The sequence below is a fragment of the Bradyrhizobium sp. HKCCYLS3070 genome, assembly GCF_051167575.1.
Lineage (GTDB): Bacteria > Pseudomonadota > Alphaproteobacteria > Rhizobiales > Xanthobacteraceae > Bradyrhizobium.
In genome coordinates this window covers 46158-65660 of the sequence record NZ_JBNPTI010000022.1, presented here as the reverse complement: position 1 = coordinate 65660, position 19503 = coordinate 46158, and the positions used below count along the sequence as shown (strand labels likewise).

The following is a 19503-nucleotide window of genomic DNA, read 5'->3' as shown; positions in this document are numbered from 1 at the left end:
ACGGCGTCTAGCGCCAAGGACCCAACGGCTTCCCGCCCACCATCATCATGGCAGACTTTCCAGACACAGGGACCCATGATCATAAGACGACGGTCGAGGCACGCGGGTCGCGACGTCAGCGCTTACGACGCTGCCCTGTGGTTATGGATCCCGGGTCGCGCTTCACTTGCCCGGGACGACAGCGGAGCGCGGCGGCTACGGGCGAGAGCTTCCATCGGCATTGCAAAGCCGCGAGTCTGGATTGCCGTCGTTGCGAGCGGAGCGAAGCAATCCAGGGCCTCATCCGCGGCCCTGGATTGCTTCGGCGCAAGAGCGCCTCGCAATGACGGTGGCGATCGAGGGAGCTGATGATGCCGCTACCCCACCATCCGCCCGCGGCCCTCCCAGAACCGTGCGCGCAGCACCTTCTTGTCGACCTTGCCGACGCCGGTCATCGGCAGCTCCTTGACGAACGAGATGCTCTTGGGCGCATGGGCCGAGCCCTTGCGCGCCTTCACGAGCTCGATCAGCTCGCTCGCGTCGATCTGCGCGCCGGCGCGCGGCACCACGATCGCGGTGACCGCCTCGCCCCATTTGTCGTCGGGCACGCCGACCACTGCGCACATCGCCACGTCGGCATGCTGCGTCAGCACGTCCTCGATCTCGCGCGGGAAGATGTTGAAGCCGCCGGAGACGATCATGTCCTTCTTGCGGTCGAGGATGTACATGTAGCCGCGCTCGTCGCGGCGGGCGATGTCGCCGGTGTGCAGCCAGCCGTTCTTCAAGGTCTCGGCGGTGATGTCCGGCCGCTGCCAATACTCCGCCATCACATGCGGTGCGCGCACGCAGATCTCGCCGGCCTCGCCCAGCGCGACCTCCTGATCGTGGTCATCGAGAATCTTGACCTCGCAGGCCGCGATCGGGAAGCCGCAGGACAGGAACAGCTCCGGCTGCTTCGGATCATGATCGGCCTTCCGCAGCACCGAGACGGGATAGCATTCGGTCTGGCCATAGAGCTGCGAGAACACCGGGCCGATGCGCTCGATGCCTTCGACCAGCCGCGTCGGCGACATCGCCGAGGCGCCGTACAGTACGAGCTCGAGCGAGGAGAGATCTGTCTTAGCTAACGCGGGATGATCGAGCAGCACGTAGATCATCGTCGGCACGAACAGCGTGAAGTTGATGTGCTCGCGCGCGATGGTCGCGAGCACGGCCTCCGGATCGAAGCTCTTCAGCATGTGCACGGTGCCGCCGCGCATCAGGGTCGGCAGCACCTTGGTGCCGGCGACATGGCTGATCGGGGCGACCGTCAGATAGCGGGCGCGCTCCGGGATCTCGAAATCGGCGAGGATCGCGGTGGCGAAGCCGCCATATTCCCGGTGATGGCGCAGCGCGCCCTTCGACTTTCCGGTGGTGCCGCCGGTGTAGTTCAAGGTCGCGATGTCCTCGGGCGTGGCGAAGTTGCGCGCGCTGGCGTGGCCTGACTGCTCGATCGCGGCGAGGAGATCGACGCCATAGCCGGCTGCGCCCAGCGTGAACACGTGGCGCAGGCCGCCCGAGCGCGCGGCCAGTTCGCCGCCGCGGTCGTGGAACGCGGCGGCATCGATCACCAGCACCTGCGATTCGGAATCGGCGAGCTGGAACAGCTGATCGTCGAGCGAGCCCAGCGGATGCAGCCAGGTGATGGCGAGCCGCGACAGCTGCGCCGCCGTGCCGGCGCACCAGGCATCGGCGCGGTTCGCGCTGAGGAACGCGACGCGTGTTCCCGGCGGCAGGCCGAGCCGCATGAACACGTTCTGCATGCGGCCGATCAGGTCGATCGCGCCCTGATAGGTCAGCGATCCGTCCGGCCAGCTGAAGGCGGTGCGCGACGGATGACGCGACAGCGTGAGCAGGGTCTGCTCGCAGACGACCGGAAACGAATGAAGCTGTGGGCTCATGGACGATCCTCCCGAGATGCCGCGATCGTTATGGCGTCGCGGGGCTTGTTGCCGACGCTATCAGAAAGCCCATCATGCTCAAGGCGCGCTTGTCGTCCTCGGAACATCGCTGCGCGCGCCGCGTTGCCCGGCCGAACAATAGTGGAGCAAGGCCATGCGCACCTCGACAGCTTTTTTCGCGGGAGCCGGAACGGTCGCCATCGCCGTCGCGGCCGGTCTCGGCGGCGGGCTCATGATCGCGGAGGGCATGCATCCGAGTTCGCAGGTGTTCGAGCAGGCCAAGCTCGCGCGTTCCGTGCCGGAGACGCCGTCGCCAAGTCCGACGACCACCTCGTATCTTGCGGCAACGCAGGCGGCCGCGACCACGCCGATCAAGGTGGCGCCCGCAGCAGCGGAGACGGGGCCGGCGACGCCGGTATCGCCCAATCCCTCGCCCTCGCCGCAGGCTGCCGTGCCGGACGCGACGGCTGTGCCCGCCGCCTCTTCGGCGCCGGCCAGCACGCAGGCCGGTACCGCCGAGGACGTTCAGGAGAAGGGACAGGACAAGGCCGCAGCGAAGGCCGAGGACGCGGATCTCAAGGCGCGCGGGGCGGAGCGCAAGCGCGTCGCGGAGCAGCGCCGCACCGAGCGGCACCGGCAATATGTCGAGCGCCGGCGCCAGCGCCGCGAGCAGGATCTGCGCGCGGTCGAGCAGGCCGTGCGTGAGGATACGACGCCGCGTGCCTATGCGGCGCAGCCGGTCGGCATGGAGGGGCCGCGCTTCAGCTTCTTCGGCGACGATTGATCGCACGCGGCGGCGCCGTTATCCCTGAGCCCAACAAGGATCGGGGAGGGACGCGCCGTGCAGGACACTCGATGGGACGGGCTGCGGGCGCGGCTGCGCCTGCCGCTGATCGCAGCGCCGATGTTCCTGGTGTCGGGAATCGAGCTGGTGAGCACGGCCTGCACCAACGGCGTGATCGGCGCGTTCCCGACGGTCAATTGTCGAACCCCCGACGAGCTCGACGCCTGGCTGCTCCAGATTGCCGATCGGCTTGCGCGCAGCAGCGATGCGAGCGGGGCGGCGGCCGCGCCGGTCTGCCCGAATCTGATCGTGCATCACTCCAACGCGCGGCTGCAGGACGATCTCGCGGTGCTGTTGCGGCGCCGCCCGGAGATCGTGATTACCTCGGTCGGCTCGCCGGCAAAGGTTGTTGCGCCCTTGCATGATGCGGGCGCGCTGGTGTTCGCTGACGTCGCCTCGATCCGTCATGCAGAGCGCGCGGTCGAGGCCGGCGCAGATGGCCTGGTGCTGCTCACGGCCGGGGCGGGCGGCCAGACCGGCTGGCTCAATCCATTCGCCTTCGTGCGCGCGATCAGGGCGTTCTTCGCCGGGCCGATCGTGCTCGCCGGCGGCATCAGCGACGGCGTGGCGTTGCGGGCGGCCGAGGTGCTCGGCTGCGATCTCGCCTACATGGGCACGAAGTTCATCGCCACGCGCGAAAGCCTTGCCGATGACCGGTACAAGTCGATGCTGGTCGCGAGCTCGGCCGACGACGTGCTGCTCACCTCGGCCTTCACCGGCCTGCCGACCAGCATGCTCCGGCCGTCGATCGTCGCGGCCGGGCTCGATCCCGAAGCCTTGCCGGCGCGCGGCGCGATCGAGATCGGCAGTGACATCGACATCGCTGCGCGCGAGGCGCGGCCGAAACGCTGGCGCGACATCTGGAGCGCCGGGCACGCGACCTCGGGGGTCACCGACATCCCGTCGGTCGCCGTGCTGGTGGCGCGCACGGCTGATGAGTACGGCGGCGCGGGTGGCCTCCGGCCATGAGAAAACGTGATGTGTGTCCTTAAGGCACCATTAACCATCGGGTCCCACAATCCGCGGAGCTTGAACTTGGCGGAATCGTGCGATGGGCATCGGGCTACGGCAGGACAAAGAGCGGGTGACGCTCGAGGAGATCCGGATCCGCGTCGGGCATGCTCTGCAGCGGCATCCGCTATGCCGCAACGTCCAGTTCGACATCATGAGCGTTCCCCGCACCGCCCGCGGCGGGAACTGGACCATCAGCTTGCATTCGGTGGAACCGGCCGCGCTTTGGGAAGCCTCCGACATCGTTGCCGACATCCAGGCCGCGTACGATCTGCTGATGCCGGCCGAGCTGTCTTCGGCGGCGTGAAAAAAAATGTCCGTCATGTTCACAGGGCAGAATGGTGGCCTCTGTGTTTCTGTGGCATCGTAAAGCCTTAATTAACTCCCACTTTTCGGCAAAGTGCGGCTTTCCGCCGGGATACGGAGAATTGCGTGACGAAGTCGATCGCTTTTGTCGCTTTGCTGGGCGTGCTGATTGCAGGCGCGGCCGTGACGAGCGTCCTGATGCAGGACAGCGTGCCTTCGGCCGGTGCGATGATGCCGCCGGTGGTGGCGAAGAGCCCGCTCTCCAATCGTGAAGCCAAGGGCGACCGCCTGGCGATGGTCACACTTGCGACCCCCGAGGTGCAGCAGCCGAGTGCCCCGTCGAAGGCGACGCTGCGTCAGGCCTATGCCTATGCGCCGTCCGAGCCGGAGATGGCAAAGGCGTCGGCTGCCGCGGTCGTCGCTGCCGAGCCGATGGTGCCGAAGTCCAAGATTCTCGCCAGGAGCGAGCCGGCCCCGGCGCCGCTGAAGCCGGAGGTGCAGAAGGCCTATTCGTTGCTGTCGGACGGCCAGATCGCAGGCATCAAGGAGCGGCTGCGGCTCTCGTCGAGCCAGGAATATTATTGGCCGGCGGTCGAGACGGCGCTGCGCGCCGTCGCCCGCAAGATCCACGCCGGACGCCAGGGCGCGGCGAAGCCGGGCGCGGTGGCGCTCGATCCGGATTCGGATGAGGTGCAACAGCTGAAGTCAGCCGCGATGCCGCTGCTATGGCAGTTGCGCGAGGATCAGAAGGACGAAGTGCGGCGGCTTGCGCGCACCATCGGCCTCGACAAGGTCGCAGCCGCGATCTGATCGGGGGGGGGGGATCCTCCCGGCGTGAACATCAAACTTGGAGTGAACATCAAGAAGGCCGCGCATTGCGCGGCCTTCTTGCTTTCGAGAGGCGCTTTTTCACCTCGCCGGGGGATTGGCCTCCGGATGCCCGCCGCTCTCGGGGCCGGCTCCCGTCGGCGACGATGCGGGCGCGGTACGCAGGTCCGGGCCGGGCCGTGCCGGCTGGGTCATGGTCGGGGCTTCCGGCGGGGTGATCGCGGCGCCGGCGCCGACCGTGGTGCCGCGGTCGGTGTTGGTCGGCGCTGACGGCACTGGCGTCGGCTTGTCGCCGCCGGCGAAGCGCGTCGCGCCGCCGCTCTGATAGCCGGCAACCAGCAGGCCGGCGACCACCAGCGCGAGCACGAACAGGCCGCCGAGCTCGGGCAGGGCGCCTGACGGGGCCACGCCGCGGCCCCGGCCGTCTCCCTCGAGCGCCACCGCCGCGATCTCTCGGTTGTGCCGCGACCGCAGGAAGGCCAGGAACGCGCCGGCGGCGATGATGATCGCGGCCGCGAGCGTGAAGAACATCAGCCAGCTGATGGGTTGATCGCCTTGCATGTCGAACATCCTTTGATCCGTGAGGGCTGCGCGACGTGCAGCCGCGTCAAACCCGCATGACAATCTCTGTTCGCTGCAATCGTCAGTGGCGTGAAAGGTTTCCCGCCCGGCGGCGGAAATCTCGCGTCAGCGCCCTTCGCCGGCGGCCCATAGCGCCTCGAGCCCGGCGCGATAGGTCGGGTAGGCGAAGCCGACGCCGAGCTCCTGCCTGGCGCGGATATTCCGGATGCGCCGGTTGCTGGCATAGAAGCTGCGCGCCATCGGCGACAGCTCGGCGCGGTCGAACGGAAGTTCCGGCGGCGGGGCGATGCCCATCAACGCAGCGGCATAGGCGATGACGTCCTGCGGCGGCGCAGGCTCGTCGTCGACGATGTTCCAGGCGCCGCCTGACCCGCGCTGGATCGCGCCCATGATCGCGCTGGCCGCGTCATCGACATGGATACGGTTGAACACCTGTCCCGGCTTGACGATGCGCCGCGCCCGCCCGGCCCGCAGCTCGACCAGCGCGTTGCGGCCCGGCCCGTAGATGCCGCCGAGCCGGAGCACCGCGAGCCGGTCACCGATCCGCGCGCGCCAGTCCTGCTCGACGCGGACCCGGGCCTGCACCCGGTCGTGCTCGGGCGCCAGCGGCGTGTCCTCATCGATCCAGCCGCCCTGATGGTCGCCATAGACGCCGACGGTCGAGAGGTAGACCACGTGCCGCGCGCGCCCCGCCGTGATGGCGTCGCCGAATGCGGCCAGCGCCGGGTCGCCGCCTCCTCCAGGCGGCACCGAGATCAGCACGACGTCGGCCTGCGCCGCCTTCGCCAGCGTCGCGGCCGCGGGGGCCGTGCCGTCGAACAGGTCGATGTCATCATGCGCCAGTCGCGCGCGCTTGTCGGCGCTGCGGACCGTGCCGCCGATGCGGGCGAACGCGCCACGGTGCAGCTCGACGAAGCGCTGGGCGGTGTAGCCGAAGCCGATGATGAAGAGGTTCATGGATGCCGTTCACCTGGACTTGCGCGAAGGAGCGAGCCTTCGAGTTACCCGGCACCGGGTGGCCCGCGCAATTCAAATGACGCGCGCGGAGTCACCCTGCGGACGGGGCGGTGCTGACCTGCCGCGCTTGTTATGGCTCCCGTCATGGTCCATGTCGTATGATCAGGCGACAGGAGATGGACTGCCACGATGAATTTCCATTCGATCTACCGCCACGGCTTTGCCCGCGTCGCTGCCTGCGTCACCGCCTCGAGCGTCGCCAACCCGACCGCCAATGCGGCGGCGATCCTGGCCGCGGCGCGCGCCTGCCATGACCAGGGCGCGGCGGTCGCGGTGTTTCCGGAGCTCTGTCTGTCCGGCTACGCGATCGAGGACCTCGTCAAGCAGGACCCGCTGCTCGACGCCGTCCAGCGCGGGCTGCTCACCCTCGTCGAAGCCTCGCACGACCTGATGCCCGTCCTGATCGTCGGTGCGCCGCTGCGCTTTGCGCATCGTGTCTATAATTGCGCCGTCGTGATCCACCGCGGCGAGGTGCTCGGCGTTATTCCCAAGAGCTACCTGCCGACCTATCGCGAATTCTACGAAGGCCGCCACTTCGCCTCCGGCGCCGGCATCCGCGGCGAGATGATCGAGGTCGCCGAGACCATGGCGCCGTTCGGCACCGACCTTCTGTTCGCCGCCGCGGATGTCGCCGGCCTCGTCATCGGCGTCGAGATCTGCGAGGACATGTGGATCCCGGTGACGCCGGCGTCCGAGCTCGCGCTCGCCGGCGCCACCGTGCTCGCCAATCTCTCGGGCAGCCCGATCACGGTCGGCCGTGCCGAGTCCCGCTCACTGTTGTGCCGCTCGACCTCGGCGCGCTGCCTCGCGGCCTATGTCTATGCGGCGGCGGGCGTCGGCGAATCCACCACGGATCTTGCCTGGGACGGCCAGACCTCGATCTTCGAGAATGGCGTGCTGCTCGCCGAGAGCGAGCGCTTCCGCCAGACCGGACAGACCATCTTCGCCGACGTCGATCTCGATCTGCTGCGCCAGGAGCGGGCGCTGATGGGCACGTTCGACGACAATGCGCGCGCGCAAGGCGCCGGCATGCACTGGCGCCGCATCGGCTTCGAGCTGCAGCCGGCCGAGGGCGACATCGGCTTCATGCGCAGCATCGAGCGCTTTCCGTTCGTGCCGAGCGATGCCGCGCGGCTCGATCAGGACTGCTACGAGGCCTACAACATCCAGGTCGCCGGCCTGACGCAGCGGCTGCGCGCCACCGGCACCAAGCGCATCGTGATGGGCGTCTCCGGCGGGCTCGATTCCACGCATGCGCTGATCGTCGCGGCGAAGGCGATCGACCTGCTCGGCCTTCCCCGCACCAACATCCTGGCCTATACGATGCCCGGCTTCGCCACGGGCGCGCAGAGCAAGTCCTACGCGCATGCGCTGATGTCGTCGCTTCAAGTCAGCGCCGCCGAACTCGACATCCGCCCCGCGGCGACGCAGATGCTGAAGGACATCGGCCATCCCTTCGGCCGCGGCGAACAGGTCTACGACGTCACCTTCGAGAACGTGCAGGCCGGGCTGCGCACCGACTATCTGTTCCGCCTCGCCAACGACCGCGGCGGCCTCGTGCTCGGCACCGGCGATCTCTCCGAGCTGGCGCTGGGCTGGTGCACCTATGGCGTCGGCGATCAGATGGCGCACTACAACGTCAATGCCGGCGTGCCGAAGACCCTGATCCAGCATCTCATCCGCTGGGTCATCGCCTCGCATCAGTTCTCGGCCGATGTCGACCGCACGCTCGAGGCAGTGCTGTCGGCCGAGATTTCGCCGGAGCTGGTCCCGGTGAAGGAGGGCGAGACGCCGCAGAGCACCCAGGCCACGATCGGCCCCTATGAGCTGCAGGACTTCAATTTGTTCTACACGCTGCGCTACGGCATGCGCCCGTCGAAGATCGCCTTCATGGCGCATCACGCCTGGAAGAATGTCGGCGACGGCGCCTGGCCGCCGCATTTCCCTGCCGACAAGCGCCACGCCTATACACTTCCCGAGATCAGGAAGTGGCTGGAGGTGTTCCTCAAGCGCTTCTTCGCTTTCAGCCAGTTCAAGCGTTCGGCGATGCCGAACGGCCCGAAGGTGGTGGCCGGCGGCGCCCTGTCGCCGCGCGGCGACTGGCGCGCCCCGTCCGACGGCAACGCCACCGCGTGGCTGGAGGACCTGGAGCGCAACGTGCCGAAGTGACGACCATCTTGCTCCGCCGCCGCGCTTGCCATATCCGAGACGTGCGCGTCCGCCTTTGCGGCGTCGTCATCGACATCGTTGAACGGAGCAGATCATGAGCGTGACCGCCGCCGGCATTTCCTCGATGGCGACGAGGCAGATCCTCGCTGAGCTCGCCGCCGCCTATGAGGAGGCGACCGGCGAGGTGATCACGATCGAATCCGTCGGCGGCGTCGATGCCGCCAAGCGCATCCGCGCCGGCGAAGCGTTCGACTTCGCCGTGCTCGCCTCCGATGCGCTGCAGAAGCTTGAAAGCGACGGCCATCTCGTTCCCGGCAGCATCATCGAAATCGCGGAATCGCCGATGGCGATGGCGGTGCGCGCCGGCAGCCCCAAGCCCGATCCGCTCGACGAGGCCGCCGTGCGCAGGGCGATGGAGAACGCCAGGGCGATCGGCATCTCCACCGGCCCGAGCGGCACGTATGTGCAGAAGCTCGCCCGCGACTGGGGCCTGGAGAGCGAGGGCACTTCGCGCCTGGTCCAGGCCAAGCCCGGCATTCCCGTCGCTAGGCTGCTCGCCGACGGCGAGGTCGAGGTCGGCTTCCAGCAGCTCAGCGAAATGCTCGGCGCGCCCGGCATCGACATCGTCGGCCTGCTGCCGGACGCGCTGCAGCCGGGCACGGTGTTCGCTGCCGCCTTGTGCAAGGCCGGCGCGCACGCCGAGGCCGCGCGCGCCTTCATCGAATATCTGGTCTCGGAGGAGACCGCCGAAACCAAGCGCCAGCACGGCATGACGCCGGTGTGAGGCGCCGGCCCCACAGCCCGCGAAAAAATCCGATCGCCGCGTGTCGTCTCGGCCTTGTCCCGATCGTCTTCCAACCGAACAATCGGGAAGGAGACGGCGGATGAGCACATCGTACTATCGCTGGGTGATCGTGGCGGCCGGGGGCGTGCTCGGCTGCGTCGCCGTCGGCGGCCTGTTCTCGCTGCCCGTGTTCCTCAAGCCGATGGCCGCCGAGACCGGGTGGTCGGTCGCGGGGATCTCCACCGCGATGACGATCGGCTTCCTGGCGATGGCCGTCACCAGCATGGGCTGGGGCACGCTGTCCGACCGCATCGGCCCGCGTCCCGTGCTGCTGATCGGATCGATCCTGCTCGCCGTCAGCCTGCTGCTGGCAAGCCTGACATCCTCGCTGTTGGCGTTCCAACTGCTGTTCGGCCTGATCGCAGGCATCGCGACGGCGGCGATCTTCCCGCCGGTCATGGCGACCGTCACCGGCTGGTTCGACACCCATCGCAGCCTCGCGGTGTCGCTGGTCTCGGCCGGCATGGGCGTGGCGCCGATGACGATGTCGCCGCTCGCGGCCTGGCTCGTCTCCAGCTACGACTGGCGGACCGCGATGCAGTGCATCGCCGCGATCGTGGCCGCCATCATGATTCCCACGTCGCTGCTCGTGGGCCGTCCGCCATCGTCCGCGCCCGGCGACGCCGTCGCGTCGGGTCCCGCCGCCGGGCCGGCCGAGATGACGCGATCGGCGGCGCTGCGCTCGCCGCAGTTCCTGATCCTGCTCGCCACCAACTTCTTCTGCTGCGCCACGCATTCCGGCCCCATCATCCACACCGTGAGCTACGCCGTCACCTGCGGCATCCCGCTGATGGCGGCGGTGACGATCTACAGCATCGAGGGGCTCGCCGGGCTCGGCGGCCGCATCGCCTTCGGCCTGCTCGGCGACCGCTTCGGCGCCAAGCGCGTGCTCGTTCTCGGCCTGCTCGCGCAGGCGTTCGGCGCGCTCTCCTATGTGGTCGTGCGCGACCTCGCCGCGTTCTATGCGGTCGCGGCCACCTTCGGCTTCCTCTATGCCGGCACCATGCCGCTCTACGCCGCGATCGCGCGTGACAATTTTCCGCAAGGCATCATGGGCACGGTGATCGGCGGCACGGCGATGGCCGGCAGCCTCGGCATGGCGACCAGCCCCCTGGCCGGCGGCCTGATCTACGACAGCTTTGCGAGCTACACTTGGCTCTATGTCGGCTCGTGGGTGATGGGCCTCGGCGCTGTCATGATGATGATGACCTTCCGGCCGTTTCCCAAGCCGGTGTCGCAGCCTGGCGCCGTGCCCATGCAAGCGCCGGCCTGACGCTGCTGCATCGCACCTTCACGCGCGCCGTCGGAATCGAACAACAACGCTTGATCCCCCGGCAGGAACTGTGATGTCGCAGCCGGGTTGGGCGGCGTGGAGTTCAACCGGATGGAGATCGGATCCATGAAGAAGACCCAGCTTGCCATTGCCACCCTCGTCGCCGCCACCCTCGCCGCCGTCCCGCTCGCCGCGCAAGCGAAGCACCACAAGAAGCACAACGCCGCGACGTCGACCACCTCGTCGCAGACCACCGGCAGCAACATGAAGTCCGGCCGCGATTCCACCTCGTCGAGCCAGGGCAATGTCGGCCCGGGCACGAACCAGGCGGGAAGCATGGGGAAGTAACAAGCCGGGCACTTTCGTTCAGCGACGGGAAAGCAGCGCTGGCCTTCCCGTCGCCGCTGGACAGCATTCTTTTCCAGACGGCGTGTTGCAGACCTTGCTGCCATCGTTGGCGCTTGATGCTAAACGAACGTTCAGTGACGTCAGTGATCGCCGTGTTGCGAATTCGTGCGGTGGAGGTGCATCGTCGATGTTGGCGAGGGGGCGAGATTATTATCTCGGGCTGAGACGCCGCTATGAGCCGGACGTCGCCAAGCTTGTCATCGTCGCGGAATCGCCGCCGGCCTCAGGAAAATACTTCTATGACTCGGCCGGCTCGATCAGCGAGCCGTTGTTCACGGCCCTCATGCGCCAGATGGGAGCCACCCCTGCGACGAAAGAAGAGGGGCTGCGACAATTTCAGCGCAAGGGATGGGTGCTGGTCGATGCGACCTACCAGCAAGTGGACAAGCTGCCGAAAGACGCGAGTCAGGATAGGAATGCGTTGATCGAAGACGATTACCCGCTGCTCGTCGCGGACCTATCCAGCCTTGTGTCGGATCGCGGCGTTCCCCTGATCTTGATCAAGGCAAACGTCTGCCGGATTCTGGAGCCTCGACTGACAAAGGACGGCTTCAACGTGATCAACGCCGGCCGCCCGGTCTATTTTCCGAGCACGGGACAGCAGAAAAGGTTCGAGCAGCAGTTCGCCGACGTCCTGAGGTCGGCTGACTGAGGTTTGACGGTCAAGGGCGAGGCACTGGTCGGCGATGTGCCGTCAGTCTCGGTCAGCATCCCCCATCTTGCGTGGGTCCAGCAGGTGACGGCAACGTGCGATGCACGCTGCCGATCATTTCGACGCCTCCTTGATCTTGTGCTCCAGATGCCCGGTGCCGTGATCCCTACGCAGCTGGCTCAGCGAGGTCTCGTTGAGCTGAAGCAGCACGTCGCTGAGTTTGGTCGAATCCGGATAACCGGCCGCGAACGACTTTCCGTAGATCTTGCGCAACGTGCCGACCAGCGTGTTGCCATGCTTCCTGCTGATCTCGCCATCCTTGTCGCGGTGGCGGCCGTCGAGGCCCGGTTCCTTCATGCGTCTCTCCCCTGATGCGGCTGGTGCCGTAATGCGACTTGCGCGCTTAGGAAGGGGAGCCTGCGCTCAATCGATGAGATTGGCAATGCTGCGGCGTGATACGCGGGGTTCACGCGCGGTGCACCAAGAGAATCTGCGAATGAGTTGCTTGTCATACCGGGCTCCGTCCTTCCTGCGCGGCCGCAACCGCCTCGACTCGGCGAAGGCTCGGGCATGCACGTCGTTCAATCATGTTGGTCGAAGTGAATGGCCGGGACGGAGCCAGGCTATGACGGTGGAAAGATATCTGGGCGGAAACCCGGGTTCTTGGATGCGATCGCCGGGCCGCTCGACGCTGGCCAAAAATCCCTCGTTCTTTTTATCGGAAATCATGCTTTACTCCGTTCATCCCGCCTCATGCAGAGGGCGTACGCGTCGTCACGATACGTGGAGGTGGGCTGCGATGGACGTGGATGCTGCGCCAGACGAGCGCTTGCGTCGCGGACGGCGAAGTCGTGTGGTCCCGGCCTCCCGATGCTGAGGTCAAGCCTGCTGTTGATGCGCAAGCGTCACGCGGGCGATGGGGGCAAGAAAGCCCGGTCCCCAAGGAGAGCACGAAGGACACCGTTAAAACTGATCGCGCAGGGAGGGCCGGGTCGTCCGGCTGGACCTGTGGTACCTGCCGCCTGCATTTTTTTTCGCAGGCGGGCCACGGGCCTCAGTCGAGGTCCGGTTCTCCCTGCGCCTCTCGTGTTTCGAGACGCGCGCGACCAACGCATTCCTCGGACTCATCGAGCCGCGAGACCGCGCGCGCACGCCTGAACCGACCGCAAGTGGCTGTTTGACATCTGAGTGACGTGACGATGCCTGTCGGCGCCCGTGACAACGCCGAGCAGCGTCGGGCCGAACCCATGGATAGGAGACGCGGTCAGTCGCAGTGCGTCTCAAGAGGCGTGACGCGGTCAGAAACCGGGTCACGCATCGGTCTCGTACCCCGCGGGGACAGCGACGAACCCAGCGCCTTCCAATCGCTTCTCATCGGAAACCACGGAGCGTTCGTGTTCATCTGTGAACGATGACAACGAGATGGTCTACGCCGCCGGCATATGCAGCAGGATTGGCCCCAGTGATGGAGAGCTCCACTCGGCAAACGACGATTGCAGAAGGATATCGAAACAGTATCACGTTGAGGTTGTATTGAGAAGGCTTGGGTGTACAATCTTCGTGATGCCAGATTTCCGATGGGAACGACGGGCTTCCCAATAGTTCTGCTGGCTGAGAGGGTTGTGCCGGCATGCCTCTCATCGTCTATCCGCATTGCGACATGCACGTCGCGCTGAAGAAGCCCGCGACCAAGGTGCTGCCGTTCCGCGTGTTCGACCAGGATCTGCCGAACGGCTCGACGACCTACACGCTGACCGACGTCACCGCGGACTGCAATTTTCGAATCCTGGCGCCGTACAACCCGGTCGGGTCCCGGCTGACCAGCTTCGTGACGATCGATCCTGCGGCGCGCACCATCACCGGCGACGACGTCGGCACCAACCTCGTGGTGATCGAATACGGCCCCGGCTACATCGTCGCGCGTATCCAGGTGCACGACGATGTGCTCGGCTGGTGGTTCGGCAACTCCTCGATCACCACGGCGCTGCATCCGACGGTCGCCCACAGCCAGCCGACGCTGTGCGCGCTGTTCAGCGACGATCCGACCGGGACCGATCTCGTCGGCGACATCACCGGGCACGGCTTCGTCACGCTCAGCTCGGCAAGTCCCGGTACCTTCGTGGTGGCAAATACGAACAATGAGGGACGGTTGAGGGGCGTGAGCGAGGGGGCGGCCCAGCTCGACGGCAGCTTCCTCGGTGTCAACCAGAGCCTGCCGGTGAAGGTGGTCGACTACGCCAAGATCCGCGACAACATCTCAACGGTGCGCGCCGGCGACCTCGCCAATGCCGCCGAGATGCACAACATCCTGTTCCTCGCCGAAGGCTTTCGCGCGTCCGAGAAGGACAAGTTCGACAAGATCGTGCAGGAAGCGGCGGACGGTCTGTTCTCGCAGAAGCGCCACGAGCCCTACGGCACGCTCGCGGGCAGTTTCAACGTATTCAAGGCGTTCCAGGCGTCGGAAGAGCAGGCGGTGACCTGCGGCTGGCGCGTCAACGACGAGGAGACCTCGGAGCTTAGCAGGGGCGGACCGATTCCGTGGAATTACAGCGTTTCGGACGACAAGAGCATCTACGAGGTCGACGAGCTCGTGGCCCGCGTCGGCCTGCCGCTCCGCAACGAGACTGCGACGCCGGCGCAATTGAAGGCGCGCTGGGCGGGTCAGTCGCTGCCCAACTACGATGCGGCGAAGGTCAACGACACCCTGATCGAAGCGTGGAGGAAGCAGAAATCGCTCGGCATCCTGGAGGCACGTGACACTTTCTACGGCCTGATGCTCGGCTCCCGCTGGGGCGACCGGTCGGCGAAGTCCGGGGCCGCTTTGACGATGCCGGCGGCGGATGCGGCGGGCGATGCCAACCTCGCGCCACTGATCGCCCGCGCCTATCAGTTCTTCAAGCCGGCCAGCGTCACCCGGCACCTTGCCCCGGATCCGCGCCGGCATCCGCCGGAGCTCGCTCGGAACGGCCGCGCGAACGTTGCGGCGCCGATCATGGCCTACCTGTCCGGACTGCGGCTCGGGTCGTCGCCGCATACCGCGCTCGGCGCCGAGTGGATACCGGACGGCACCTTCAAGCGCAGCCGCGGCCTGATCGCCATGATCACCAACGAGGACATGATCGGCGGCACCAATTTCAACCAGTCGACCGTGACCGCCAATTCGTTGCAGAGCCTGAAGACGCTCGACTTCGAATATCCGGCGACCAACACGGCGACGAAGAAGGTGATGCGGCGCAAGCCTGCCAGCGACATCGACGCCGACCTCACCGATATCATCGACACGGTCGCGCACGAATTCGGCCATTCCTTCAATCTCGGCGACGAATACGAGACGAGCGCCGAAGACAATGCGACCGCTTCGAGCGAGCAGGACAACATCGTCGCGCTCGCCGACATCTTTCAGGATCCGAGCTACGCCGCCAATCACTCCCGTCTGGTCGATCCGTCCAAGGTGAAATGGTTCGAACTTCTCAGGGTCCAGCTTTCGGCCAGGCTGACCCAGGCTTCGACCCAGCAGGGTGGCTCGATCGAGGTCAGGATCGACCCGCGCCAGATCCCGCGCTGGGTGCAGGCGAAGGCGGCCGGCCGCCAGGCGTTTCTCCGCCGCATCCAGATCACGGCGATCGGCCGGCAACTGCCGCTCACGTTCACCGATTCCGATTATCTCGTCAGACTCGACATCGGCGACATCGACCAGAACCTCGGCTCGATCCGGCTCGGCGGGCTGGAATTGCCGCCGGCGCCGTTTCCCGTGTTTCCGAAAGGCTCGCTGCTGTTCGTGCCGCGCCGCGACGATGCGGACGCGCTGGTCTATGTGGTGGAAAAGAAGGTGCGCGACTTCATCGCAGGCAACCATCTGCCGCTCAACAAGGATCCCGACTTCGCTCATGTGAACGACGAGGGCGACGACCCGAAGGACATCCCGAATTTCAAGCCGCCATGCAAGGCGCAGCGGCTGGTCGGCCTGTACGAAGGCGCATACAACTTCACCGGGCTGGTCTATCGTCCGGCTGGCGACTGCAAGATGCGGAACAACAGCGGCACCTTTTGCCATGTCTGCAAATGGCTGATCACCAACCGCGTCGATCCCGCGCTGCACGACGTCGTCGACCGCGAATTCTATCCGGAGGCCAAGAAAAATGGCTGAACCGGGTGCCCTCGAAACGATCGTCGCCGAGATCGGCAAGCTGCTGCTGCCGCTGCGGGCGGCGGTGGAGTCGCCGGCCGCGTTCCAGGGCCTGCTGCTCAAGCTGGGCTGGGATTCCGACGTGATTCCGAAGCCGATCGCCGATCTCGCGGTCGACTTGCAGCTGCTGTTCGATCGGCTCCAGGCGCTGGTCGGCGGCGGGCTGTCGCTCGACGGCGAAGTGGCGTCCGACGGCGAGGCGACGGTCGTGTCCGGCTCGCTCGAAGACGCCTTCAAGACCATCGAGGCGATCGCCGGCGTCGTGCAGGCGATCGACGACCTCGTCTCGGCGCCCGGCGGTGCATTTTCGGCGACGCTGAACGCCGATAATTTCAAGGGCGAGTTTCCGGGGCAGCTCGTCGGCTATCTCTTCATCACCTATCTGCGCAACCATCATCCGGGCATCGGTTTCGCGCTGCAGGCGCTCGGCGTCATCCGCACCCGCTATACCGCGCCCGCCGGTAACCGCCCGGACTACATCGACTACAGGTTCAGCTTCCCGGACCTGCCGAAGATCGTCTCCGACCCGGTGACACTGTTCGAGAACGCCTTCGGCTGGGGCACCGACAGCTTCGACTTCTCCAGCTTCGCGCGGCAGATCGACAGCCTCGCGGCCGGGCTCGGGCTCGACGTCCGGATGGTGGAGGTGCCGGATCGGGTCGCGCGCGCGCTCGAAGGCGGCCCTCCGATCGGGCGTGCCGCCGTGCGCAAGCGGCTCCGCTTGGTGTTCTTCGAGCGGGCGCGCGACGCGGGACGGCTATCGGCCGAGCTCGGACTGTTCCCGCTGCCAAAGTCCGGGAGCAAGAAGCCGGGCTTCGCGCTGCTGCCGTCGTTCAGCGGGCTGCTGTCGGTGCGGATGCAGCTCGGGCCGACGATCGCGGTGACGATCTCGAGCGACCTCGATCTCACCGGCGGTGTCGGCCTGATGGTGCGGCCGGGCAGCGGCATCGACATGGTGATCGGCTTCGCAGGCAGCGGCGCGCCGACGTCGGCCAAGGGCACCGCGCGCGTCGAAGTGGAATACTCCGCCATCTCCGGCAGCCCGACCATCGTTCTTGGCACCGGCGAGGGCACGCGGCTCGAATACCAATCGGTGAGCGGTGCCGGCGGTTTCACACTGGTGGCGGGCAAGGACGTCGAGGTGTTCGCCGAGGCGGACCTCAAGGGCCTCGCTTTCGTCCTCGACGCGTCCGGCTCGGACGGCTTCATCTCGACCATCCTGTCGGGCATCTCGACGCGGTTCGAGTTCGATCTCGGCCTCGGCGTCGCCTATCCGCGCGGCGTGTATTTCCGCGGCACCTCGCATCTCGAGATCCAGATCCCAGCGCATATCGACCTCGGTCCGATCCAGGTGCAGGGACTCACGCTCGCGGTGACACCGTCGGCTGACGGCCTCCCGATCGATATCGGCGCGACGCTGAAGGCGGCGCTCGGTCCGCTGGTCGCGGTGGTGGAAAACATCGGGCTGCGGACCGATCTCGCTTTTCCGGGGAGCGGCGGCAACCTCGGCCCGATCGATCTATCCTTCGGCTTCAAGCCACCGAACGGCGTCGGGCTGTCGATCGATGCCGGGGCGGTGAAGGGCGGCGGCTATCTCTTCATCGATCCGGACCGCGGCGAATATGCCGGCGCGCTGGAACTGAAGATCCTCGACTTCCTCTCGGTGACGGCAATCGGCGTCATCACCACCAAGATGCCGGACGGGTCAAAGGGCTTTTCCTTCATCGCTATCATCGCGGTCGAGTTCAATCCCGGATTGCAGCTCGGTTTCGGCTTCACCCTGCTGGGAGTCGGCGGACTGGTCGGGCTCAACCGCTCGATGGACCTCGACGCGCTAGTCAACGGCGTGCGCGCCGGCTCGCTGGACTCGGTGCTGTTCCCGCACGACGTCGTCGCCAACGCGCACCGGATCATCTCCGATCTCCGCACCTTCTTCCCGCCAGAGCAGGGGACCTTCCTCATCGGCCCGATGGCGAAGTTGGGCTGGGGCACGCCGACGCTGATCAGCCTGTCGCTCGGGATCATCATCGAGATTCCCGGCAACATAGCCATCATCGGCAAGTTGACGGTGGCGATCCCGGACGAGCGGCTGCCGCTCATCATCATCCAGGTCGCCTTCATGGGCGCGATCGAGTTCGACAAGAAGCGCGGCTGGTTCTTCGCCATCCTGTACGAATCCCGCGTGATCTTCATGCCGCTCGACGGCGGCATGGGCGTGCTCGCGTCGTTCGGCGGCGACGCCACTTTCATCGTCTCCGTCGGCGGCTTCCACCCGGCCTACAATCCACCGGCGCTGCCGTTCCCGCCGATCCCCCGGATCGCGATCAACATTCTCAACACGCCAGTGGCCCGCATCCGGGTCGACGCCTATTTCGCGGTGACGTCGAACACCGTGCAGTTCGGCGCACATGCGGAGCTGTATTTCGGCGTCTCGATCGCCAACATCGAGGGCCATCTCGCCTTCGACGCGCTGTTCCAGTTCTCGCCGTTCTATTTCATCATCACGATCTCTGCCTCGCTGTCGGTGAAGCTGTTCGGCGCGGGGCTGTTCAGTATCCGCTTCCGCGGCTCGCTCGAAGGCACATCGCCCTGGCACGTCGAGGGCACCGGGAGCATCTCGCTGCTGTTCTGGGACGTCGACGTCGACTTCTCCCACACCTGGGGCGACAAGGAGGACACCAGCCTGCCGCCGGTCTCCGTGCTGCCCCTGCTGGTGGCGGAATACTCGAAGGCGGAGAATTGGACTGCCGCGCTGCAGAACAGCAGCAGGCTGTTGGTGACGCTCAAGACCGTGGACGCGGGCTCCGATCTTGTCCTGCATCCGGTCGGTTCGCTCAAGATCACCCAGCGTGCGATCCCGCTCGGCATCACCCTCGACAAGATCGGCGCGCAGCGCCCGGACGACGCCAATTACTTCTCGGTCGCGACCGCGACGTCGGGCATCGAGAAGCGCGCCACCATCCGGGAGTCGTTCGCGATCGCCCAGTTCAAGGACCTCAAGGACGGCGAGAAGCTCAGCGCTTCCGACTACGAGGCCGAGGAGGCGGGGCTGGAGCTGTCGGTCACTGGCAACCAGGCAAAGACCAGCTATGTCACCAAGCGCATCGCCCGCTACGAAGAGATCATCGTCGACAACAATTTCAAGCGGGCACGCCGGCGCTTCGTCACGCTCATCTCCGGGCTGTTCACGCACTTCCTGGCCAACAACGCCGTGGCGCGGTCCGAGATCTCGGCGAAGTCGCGCGATCTGAAGCACGTATTCGACGACAAGATCGCGGTCGATCAGGCGTCCTATGTGGTGGTGAGCCTGGCCGACAATTCGCCGATCGCCGGCGCGCCTGCGTCGTTCCAATCGCGCGCCAGCGCCGGCGAATTCATGGCGGCGGAGACGCGGCGCAATCCGAACTTCGCAAGCGAGGTCCATATCGTGCGCCCGCACGAGATGAAGCGCGCAGCGTAGCGGA

Annotated in this window: 15 protein-coding genes; 11 read left to right on the top strand and 4 right to left on the bottom strand. The window is 66.4% G+C overall.

Annotated features, from left to right (window positions below):
- Nucleotides 1-356 precede the first annotated feature (356 nt).
- A complete protein-coding gene (locus ACQR03_RS32615; RefSeq protein WP_434842326.1) occupies nt 357-1919 on the bottom strand; it encodes an AMP-binding protein in 1563 nt (520 codons plus the stop codon).
- 154 nt (nt 1920-2073) lie between these two features.
- Between ACQR03_RS32615 and ACQR03_RS32610 the strand changes: the two genes are divergently transcribed.
- The 4 genes from ACQR03_RS32610 (at nt 2074) to ACQR03_RS32595 (ending at nt 4890) form a co-directional block, all read left to right on the top strand.
- Nucleotides 2074-2703, top strand: a complete 630-nt coding sequence (locus tag ACQR03_RS32610; protein ID WP_315751442.1) for a hypothetical protein — start codon at nt 2074-2076, stop codon at nt 2701-2703.
- 57 nt (nt 2704-2760) lie between these two features.
- Nucleotides 2761-3732 (top strand): NAD(P)H-dependent flavin oxidoreductase, encoded by a 972-nt coding sequence (locus tag ACQR03_RS32605; protein ID WP_315716275.1) that lies wholly within the window; start codon nt 2761-2763, stop codon nt 3730-3732.
- Between the two features lie 82 nt (nt 3733-3814).
- Nucleotides 3815-4081, top strand: a complete 267-nt coding sequence (locus ACQR03_RS32600; RefSeq protein ID WP_315716274.1) for a hypothetical protein — start codon at nt 3815-3817, stop codon at nt 4079-4081.
- A 182-nt stretch (nt 4082-4263) separates the two neighbouring features.
- A complete protein-coding gene (locus ACQR03_RS32595) occupies nt 4264-4890 on the top strand; it encodes a hypothetical protein (protein WP_315716458.1) in 627 nt (208 codons plus the stop codon).
- A gap of 99 nt (nt 4891-4989) precedes the next feature.
- On the opposite strand, the gene ACQR03_RS32590 is transcribed toward ACQR03_RS32595, so the two are convergent.
- Together ACQR03_RS32590 and ACQR03_RS32585 are read right to left on the bottom strand one after the other, a co-directional pair.
- On the bottom strand, nt 4990-5469 hold the full coding sequence (locus ACQR03_RS32590; RefSeq protein ID WP_315716457.1) for a hypothetical protein: 480 nt from the start codon (nt 5467-5469) through the stop codon (nt 4990-4992).
- A gap of 126 nt (nt 5470-5595) precedes the next feature.
- Nucleotides 5596-6447 carry an NAD-dependent epimerase/dehydratase family protein gene (locus tag ACQR03_RS32585; RefSeq protein WP_315716273.1) on the bottom strand — a complete coding sequence of 284 codons (852 nt, stop codon included), beginning with the start codon at nt 6445-6447 and terminating at the stop codon, nt 5596-5598.
- A gap of 189 nt (nt 6448-6636) precedes the next feature.
- Here ACQR03_RS32585 and ACQR03_RS32580 point away from each other — a divergent pair, with 189 nt between their 5' ends.
- The 5 genes from ACQR03_RS32580 (at nt 6637) to ACQR03_RS32560 (ending at nt 11853) form a co-directional block, all read left to right on the top strand.
- Nucleotides 6637-8676, top strand: coding sequence for an NAD(+) synthase (locus ACQR03_RS32580; protein WP_315751448.1), 2040 nt, complete (start codon nt 6637-6639; stop codon nt 8674-8676).
- A gap of 94 nt (nt 8677-8770) precedes the next feature.
- Nucleotides 8771-9460: a substrate-binding domain-containing protein gene (locus tag ACQR03_RS32575; RefSeq protein ID WP_316165525.1), complete on the top strand. Its 690-nt coding sequence runs from the start codon at nt 8771-8773 to the stop codon at nt 9458-9460.
- A 100-nt stretch (nt 9461-9560) separates the two neighbouring features.
- Entirely contained in the window at nt 9561-10793 is a 1233-nt protein-coding gene (locus ACQR03_RS32570; RefSeq protein ID WP_434842327.1) for an MFS transporter, read from the top strand.
- Nucleotides 10794-10919: 126 nt separating this feature from the next.
- Entirely contained in the window at nt 10920-11141 is a 222-nt protein-coding gene (locus ACQR03_RS32565; protein ID WP_315716269.1) for a hypothetical protein, read from the top strand.
- Nucleotides 11142-11226: 85 nt separating this feature from the next.
- Nucleotides 11227-11853 (top strand): hypothetical protein, encoded by a 627-nt coding sequence (locus ACQR03_RS32560; RefSeq protein ID WP_315716268.1) that lies wholly within the window; start codon nt 11227-11229, stop codon nt 11851-11853.
- Nucleotides 11854-11967: 114 nt separating this feature from the next.
- Here the strand turns inward: ACQR03_RS32560 and ACQR03_RS32555 are convergent, their stop codons facing one another.
- Nucleotides 11968-12210 carry a hypothetical protein gene (locus ACQR03_RS32555; protein WP_315716267.1) on the bottom strand — a complete coding sequence of 81 codons (243 nt, stop codon included), beginning with the start codon at nt 12208-12210 and terminating at the stop codon, nt 11968-11970.
- 1273 nt (nt 12211-13483) lie between these two features.
- On the opposite strand from ACQR03_RS32555, the gene ACQR03_RS32550 reads away from it, so the two are divergent.
- Nucleotides 13484-16000: a M64 family metallopeptidase gene (locus tag ACQR03_RS32550; protein WP_315716266.1), complete on the top strand. Its 2517-nt coding sequence runs from the start codon at nt 13484-13486 to the stop codon at nt 15998-16000.
- Nucleotides 15993-19499 (top strand): DUF6603 domain-containing protein, encoded by a 3507-nt coding sequence (locus ACQR03_RS32545; protein WP_316165520.1) that lies wholly within the window; start codon nt 15993-15995, stop codon nt 19497-19499. Before ACQR03_RS32550 ends, ACQR03_RS32545 begins: the two co-directional genes overlap by 8 nt.
- Nucleotides 19500-19503: the final 4 nt, after the last annotated feature.